The organism is Streptomyces sp. MB09-02B (genome assembly GCF_033794485.1).
Taxonomy (GTDB): domain Bacteria; phylum Actinomycetota; class Actinomycetes; order Streptomycetales; family Streptomycetaceae; genus Streptomyces.
The window spans coordinates 72,905-79,509 of record NZ_JARGEE010000004.1 but is presented as its reverse complement, the minus strand read 5'-3'; the positions used below and the strand labels follow the sequence as shown (position 1 = coordinate 79,509).

Below are 6,605 nucleotides of genomic sequence, written 5' to 3'. Positions count from 1 at the left end.
GCCCAGTCCCTGCCCCACCCACCTCGCGGTGCGATCACACGCGCTCCGGTGGGACGCGCCCTCGGGCCGGACGCGTGGCCCACCGTGTCAGATCCCGCGACCGGCCCGGTGCCCGTGGACGATGGCGATCTCGATGTCTCGCGGCTGGTAGCAGTCACCGATCGCTTGCACATCCGGGTGCTGCTGCACCAGCTGTCGGTAGAGCGAGTCGTCAGCGATGCCGCCGGCGGCTACGACAACGGTGTCGATGCCTTCCATGCTGTCGGGTTCCCAGGTGACGACATTGAACGTGGTGATCGAGCCCTCCTCGATCTCGTGGATCGCGGTATGGGTGTGCAGCTGGACTCGTGGGCTGTTCATGAGCACTTCGAGGAGATGGTGCCGCGCCGGTGACGGCATCTCGGGGGCCACGGTCTCCATCCCGGTCACGAACCTGACGTTGTGTCGCTTGGCGGCTAGGTAGTCGGCTGTGGTGGCCCCTTCCGCCCGGCCACCGACGTCGAACACGAGGACGTTCCTGCCGGCCACGGTGTCGTCGGCGAGGACTTCACGTGCGGTGTGCACGTGCGGGAGGTCCGCGCCGATCAGCTCCGGAACGAAGGGTGTGGATCCGGTGGCGACGAGGATGACGTCGGGAGACTCGGCCAGGACGGTCTTCGCGTCAGCCTCCACGCCGAGTCGGACATCCACCCCGACCTTCGGCAGCTGCCGCTCGAACCAGAGGATGACCTCCTCGAAGTTGCCGCGTTTCGGCGTCGTCATGACGAGATTGACCTGGCCGCCCATGCGCCGGTTGCGTTCGAACAGGACCACCTCGTGTCCCCGCGTCGCAGCGGTCCGGGCCGCCTCCATGCCGGCCGGTCCGGCGCCGACGATGACGACCCGCTTCGGTTCGTCAGCCGGCTCCAGCTCTCCCCACGCCTGCTCCCGGCCGGTGACCGGGTTGTAGATGCACCCGACGCCGAGACCTTTGTCGACATGGCCGACGCAGGACTGGGTGCAGGCGATGCAGGTGCGGATGTCGTCGATGCGACCTTCACGCGCCTTGTTGGGGAAGTGCGGGTCGGCGATGAGGGTCTTCGCCATTCCGACGATGTCGAGCTTCCCGTCGGCGATGGACTGCTCCGCGAAAGCCGGTGAGTCCTGACGACCCGCTCCGATGATCGGCAGTTTGACGCCGGCGTCCTTCATGGCCTCCGACAGGTGGACGAAGGCCCCGGTCTCGAAGTAGTGGCTGGGCCAGTGTGCGCGACCGATGCGAGGGATGGAGGTGATGGCCTGCCAGATGTTGATGTAGTCGACGAGCTGCTCCGCTTCGAGGATCTTCGCCAGCTCGACGTGCTCGGCCAGACTCATGCTGTAGTCCACGCCGTCGTCGTAGAGCCGGACGCCGAGGAGCCGGTCCCTGCCCAACCCTTCGCGCGTCACCGCGAGGACCTCGTTGAGGAACCTCATCCGTTCACGCAGGTCATCGCCGCCGTACTTGTCGTCGCGGCGGTTGCCGTGCGGATGCAGGAAGTTCGCGAACAGGTAGTCCATGCCGATCGCGAGCTCGATACCGTCGAATTCGCAGCGACGCATACGATCCGCGGCGGCGCCGAACGACTCGACGATCCCTTCCACTTCGCCGGTCGACAGCTCGTGGGGCATGAACAGGGGCACCGAGTAGTCGGGGGTCGGGACGGGCGAGGGGGCGACGATGTCGCGGCGAAGGAATCCCGCGTGATCCATGAGGCGACGTCCACGGTGACCGAGTTGCGCGATGAGGGGGACGTCGAACTCGTGGCACCCCTGCACCATCTTGCTGAACGCGCCCATGGTCGCGTCACTGTAGGTGGCCAGCGAGAGTGACGCGTCGCCGTCATGGACGGGAACCGTGTGCCCGGTGACGATGACACCGGCGCCGCCCTTGGCCCGTTCGCGAACGTAGTAGGCGTACGCATCGGTCGGTGTGCCGTCCCCCAGTTGGAAGTGCGCGGCGTGCCCGGTGTTCATGATCCGGTTCTTCAGGGTGTATGGACCCACCTGAATGGGGTTGAAGAGGTTCGGGAAGTCCGTCATGTCAGAGTCCTGGGTCTCGAGCTCTAGTGAGGTGCCACGTCCGTGCAGAGTGCCGACCCCGGGCTCTCGATCAGCCTGGAGCCAAGTGACTCACGTCCCGCCATCCAGGTAAAGCGGGGAAATATGGAGGGGACCGTGCAGAAAAACTTATCCTTCCGCCGAACCCTGCAGCACCTCTACGACCACGCGAGCGGGGTGGCTGGTGGCTCCCACGGTCGCACCAAGACAGGACAGCCAGTTGACGACCTGTAGGCCTAACGATCGGTGATGCTGGGCCTGCTGTGCTGATAGGCCTCTCGGAGCGCGCCCCGCACGGCGACGAGCGCGGGGTTGCGGTGCGAGCCGGCCCGGCAGGTCGTGACGATCTGCCGCACGTGGGAGGCCCTCATCTGGCGCAGGTGGAATCTCGGTTCACGGTCGAACCAGGTGAGGTCCGGCAGGAACGCCGCCGCGTGGCCACTCGCGACGAGCCGCGCTTGCACCAGTACGTCAGAGGTCTCGTGGGCCACTCTCGGTTCGAAGCCGGCTTGGCGGCAGGTGGCCGTGGCCCAGGCGCGCCCTGGACTGCCTTCCGGCTCCAGAACCCAGGGGTAGTCGGCCAGATCAGTCAGAACCACCTCGCTCGGTTCGCGTCCCTCGGGCGGCTCCAGGAACGCGACGCGGATGGGATCTTCGGCAACCACGTCGAAGTTCATCTCGCTCGAACGGCTGGTCGGAAAGTCGAGGTAGTTCTCGCCGCAGACCAGATCGAACTCGCGGGCCAGCAGACCGGGGAGCGCGACTTCGGGTTCGGCCTGGGTGAACTGAACCTTCAGCCCGGGGTGGCCGTCCGCCAGCGAGGTCAGCATCGCGGGCACGAGTGCGAGCGCGGCGGTCTGGACCGTGGCGAGTCTGATCGTGCCCACGACGTTGTCCAGCGACGCGAGGATGTCCGTTTCGGCACGTTCCAGCTGCTCCAGCACTGCGGCCGTGTAGGCGACGAGGATGTGCGCCTGCTCAGTGAGCCTGATGCGCCGGCCGTCCGGCTCGAAGAGCCTCGTTCCGATCTCCTCCTCGAGCACGGCAAGCTGCTGGGAGACGGCTGACGGGCTGTAGGCCAGCGCGGCGGCCACCGAGGTGACGGTGCCGCGTTGCGCCAGCTCTCGAAGCAACCGCATGCGGTGGAGATCGAACTTCACGGCCCGACGCTACCATGAAGAAAATCTGAAAGATATTGGACAAGTATCCGCGCTATTCATGAATCAATTGTCGCGGCATCCTGTGTTGCACCGCGGGTCGGACTCGGCCGTATCCCCCACTCGGTGGGGACCACCGCTGTGGACGCGGCCTGACTTCCCACGATCTCCCCCGGGCGCCGGCTGTCCGTCCGCCCGCAGTCAGTGCTCGTCGCCCCGCGCCGTATGGATACCGAAGGGAACGTCATGAGGAGAATCTGTTCGGTGCGCAAGTGGTCGGCGCCGGGCGCTCGTTCGGATGGGAGAGCGCTGTGCCGCTGGTGGACGTGACGTGGTACGAGGGGCGCTCGCGCGAGCAGAAGGAGAAGCTCGCGCGTGCCATCTGCGAGGCCTTCGTGGAGATCGGCGACGCGCGTCCGGACACGGTCCACGTGATCTTCCGGGACATGGACCCCACCCAGTGGTTCAAGTCGGCAGGACTGTTGGAGGAGGAGCGATGACCCTGCGGATCCGCAAGATCCTGACCGTCCGGGAAGAGACCCGGTCCGAGGGCGGCCAGGACGCCGACCGGCCTCTGGTCAAGGCGGCCGCGATCGCCGTGCTGAGCAACCCCTACGCAGGGCGGCCGTACTCACACGACCTCGCGGCCATCACCGACGACAACTACGAGCTCGGGCACTTGTTGGCCTCCACCGCTGCCGAGACCCTCGGACTCGAGGTCGAGGGCTACGGCAAGGCATCCCTCGTGGGGGCGAACGGTGAGATCGAGCACGGTGTCGCCCACAAGATCGGCGAGTTCGGCAAGGGCGTCCGCGACGCGGTGGGCGGCGAGGCGTGGATCTCCTCGGTCAGCAAGCGCTGCGGCCCCGGGGTGCAGGTCGACGTCCCCCTCGCCTACAAGGACGAGGTCTGGGTCCGCTCGCACTACGACGCCTTCACCCTGTTCGTCCCCGACGCGCCGCTCACGGACGAGGTGGCCGTCATCGTCGCCGTCTCCTCCCGCGGCCGGCTCAACGACCGCGTGGGCGGCATGACCGTCGAGGATGTCAAGAACCAGGAGAAGCCGTGAGCACCCTCGACATCATCAACCTCGCCGGTGCCGTCAGCGGCCGGCTCGGTGACTCGCTCATGGCGATCGAATCGGTCCGCTGCGTCGACGGGCGGATCGCCGCGCTCGGCGCCGACGATGAAGCCGGCGACGCCGACGTCACCCTCGACGCCAACGGCGCGATCCTCACCCCCGGCCTCATCGACACCCATGTGCACGTCACCTTCGGCGACTGGACTCCCCGACAGCAGACCGTCGGCTGGATCGAGAGCTATCTGCACGGCGGTACGACCCTGATGATGTCGGCCTCCGAAATCCACGTCCCCGGGCGTCCCAGCGACCGCGCCGGCCTCAAGGGCCTCGCGATCGCGGCGCAGCGATCCTGGGAGAACGTCCGTCCGGGCGGCGTCAAGGTACTCGGCGGTTCGGTCATCATCAGCCCCTCCCTGAAGGAAGAGGACTTCGCGGAACTCGCCGCCGAGCGCGTCGGCTTGGCGAAGGTGGGATTCGGTGCCTTCGAGAGCCAGTCCCAGGCAGCCCCGCTCGTACGCGCAGCCCAGGCCGCCGGGTTCATCGTCATGAACCACACCGGTGGCGCATCCGTGCCCGGGTCCGCGGCCGTCTCGCTCGACGACGTCATCGCGCTCGGCTGCGACATCGTCGGCCACGCGAACGGCGGCACGACCTCCCTCCCGGACGAGCACCTCAAGCACGTCTTCGAGGCTCCCGGAGCACTCCAGCTGGTGCAGGCCGGCAACCTGCGCTCCAGCCTGCTGATGCTCGAGATCGCCAAGGAGCGCGACGAGCTGGACCGCATCCTGATCGCCACCGACTCGCCCACCGGCACCGGCGTGATGCCGCTCGGCATGATCAAGACGGTCGCCGAGTTCTCCTCCCTCGGCGGCCTCAGCGCCACGGACGCCCTCGCGCTCGCCACCGGCAACGCCGGCCGGGTGCTGCGCCGCCAGGAGGGCATCATCGACATCGGCCGCCCCGCCGACCTCGTCCTCATGCAGCCTCCCAGCGGAGGCGTCGCCACCGACGCGCTCTCCGCCATCGAACGCGGGGACATCCCCGGCATCGCCGGCGTCGTCATCGACGGCGAGGTCCGCGCGCTGCGTTCCCGCAACACCCCGGCCCCGGCCCGGCTCGCGACCCGACGGTCCTGACTCCTTCCCGATACGCAAAGGACACGCCGTGGACCTGAAGACACTCCGTACGACCGACCAGCGGTGGGAGATCGCCGTCCTGAGCGGCCCCAACACCACCAAATGGCTCCCGCCTGCCGACGAGTTCGAGCGTGAGCTGCGGACGTGGGGCGACAACCTCGGGATCGGGGTTCGGCACTTCCGGTCCAACCACGAGGGCAAGCTGCTGGAGTACGTCCACGCGAACGCCGGCCAGGTCAACGCCTTCCTCGTGAACCCCGGCGGCCTGGTGCGCGTCGGCGAATCCCTGCGGCACGTCCTCAAGGACGCCAAGAAGCCCGCCATCGAGCTGCACCTGAACCAGGAGGAGCTCCGAGGCGAGTCGATCTTCGCCCCCAGCGTCACCGGCATCTTCGCCGGGCCCGACCGGCACGCGGTCCTGGGAGCCCTGGTGGCCCTCTCCCTCGCGCTCGACGACCCCGACTTCCTCAACCCCGAGGGAACGAGCGAGATCAACCGCTCGCACGGCAACCCACGCTCTCTCTACGGCTGACCCGGAGGCCTCAGATGACCAACACGGACACCGCGGGCACCGCAGACGCCACGGACACCGAGGGCACCGCAGGCACCGAGGACGGCAGGCGCCTCCGTTTCGCGCTGCTCAACGGCTTGAACATGACCAACCTCGGTCGGCGCGACCGGAACATCTACGGGAGCATCGCCTCCCTCCAGGCGCTCGAGGACCTGGTCACCGAAGTCGGCGACGCGGTCGGCGCCGACGTGACCGCCTTCCACTCCAACCACGAGGGCGACCTCGTCGACTTCATCGAGGCCACCCCGGACATGGACGGCTACCTCATCAACCCCGGCGGCCTCTGGGCATTCGGCGACCCGACTCGCATCGCCCTGGAGGAGACCGGCAGGCCGTTCGTCGAGGTGCACTTCGCCAATATCTTCGCGACCGGGCACCTCTCGACGTTCACCCAGTCCTGCGACGCGACCGTCATGGGTCTGCGCCACCACGGCTACGTAGGAGCGGTCGTCGCGCTGGCCGCTTCGGTCCGCGCAGCCGCCGGCAACTGACCACGGTTCCGCAACGCGCGCCGACGGGATCGGCATGCCGAACGCTCAACGCCAAGACACCACGGGTCCCCACACAGGAGCCATGACAAC

The 6,605-nt window shown here is 67.8% G+C and carries 7 protein-coding genes; 5 read left to right on the top strand and 2 right to left on the bottom strand.

The window, feature by feature from the left end:
- Positions 1 to 87: 87 nt before the first annotated feature.
- Both P1P70_RS01630 and P1P70_RS01625 read right to left on the bottom strand, forming a co-directional pair.
- On the bottom strand, positions 88 to 2,061 hold the full coding sequence (locus tag P1P70_RS01630) for an FAD-dependent oxidoreductase (protein WP_319233923.1): 1,974 nt from the start codon (positions 2,059 to 2,061) through the stop codon (positions 88 to 90).
- Positions 2,062 to 2,315: 254 nt separating this feature from the next.
- Positions 2,316 to 3,239: a LysR family transcriptional regulator gene (locus P1P70_RS01625; RefSeq protein WP_319233921.1), complete on the bottom strand. Its 924-nt coding sequence runs from the start codon at positions 3,237 to 3,239 to the stop codon at positions 2,316 to 2,318.
- A 308-nt stretch (positions 3,240 to 3,547) separates the two neighbouring features.
- Here P1P70_RS01625 and P1P70_RS01620 point away from each other — a divergent pair, with 308 nt between their 5' ends.
- The 5 genes from P1P70_RS01620 to P1P70_RS01600 are packed head-to-tail and all read left to right on the top strand — an operon-like array spanning position 3,548 to position 6,515.
- Complete coding sequence (locus tag P1P70_RS01620; RefSeq protein WP_319233919.1) at positions 3,548 to 3,736, top strand: tautomerase family protein; 189 nt, start codon at positions 3,548 to 3,550, stop codon at positions 3,734 to 3,736.
- Positions 3,733 to 4,305, top strand: a complete 573-nt coding sequence (locus P1P70_RS01615; RefSeq protein WP_319233918.1) for an amino acid synthesis family protein — start codon at positions 3,733 to 3,735, stop codon at positions 4,303 to 4,305. The genes P1P70_RS01620 and P1P70_RS01615 overlap by 4 nt, the downstream gene beginning before the upstream one ends.
- Positions 4,302 to 5,453 (top strand): hypothetical protein, encoded by a 1,152-nt coding sequence (locus P1P70_RS01610; RefSeq protein ID WP_319233917.1) that lies wholly within the window; start codon positions 4,302 to 4,304, stop codon positions 5,451 to 5,453. Before P1P70_RS01615 ends, P1P70_RS01610 begins: the two co-directional genes overlap by 4 nt.
- A 28-nt stretch (positions 5,454 to 5,481) precedes the next feature.
- Entirely contained in the window at positions 5,482 to 5,985 is a 504-nt protein-coding gene (locus P1P70_RS01605) for a type II 3-dehydroquinate dehydratase (RefSeq protein ID WP_319233916.1), read from the top strand.
- 14 nt (positions 5,986 to 5,999) lie between these two features.
- Positions 6,000 to 6,515: a type II 3-dehydroquinate dehydratase gene (locus P1P70_RS01600; protein ID WP_319233915.1), complete on the top strand. Its 516-nt coding sequence runs from the start codon at positions 6,000 to 6,002 to the stop codon at positions 6,513 to 6,515.
- The last annotated feature ends 90 nt before the right edge of the window (positions 6,516 to 6,605 follow it).

Bases quoted from the DNA above. Each gene is read 5' to 3' on its own strand.
- P1P70_RS01630 (WP_319233923.1), bottom strand. From the start codon at position 2,061: ATGACGGACTTCCCGAACCTCTTCAACCCCATTCAGGTGGGTCCATAC.
- P1P70_RS01600 (WP_319233915.1), top strand. From the start codon at position 6,000: ATGACCAACACGGACACCGCGGGCACCGCAGACGCCACGGACACCGAG.
- P1P70_RS01615 (WP_319233918.1), top strand. From the start codon at position 3,733: ATGACCCTGCGGATCCGCAAGATCCTGACCGTCCGGGAAGAGACCCGG.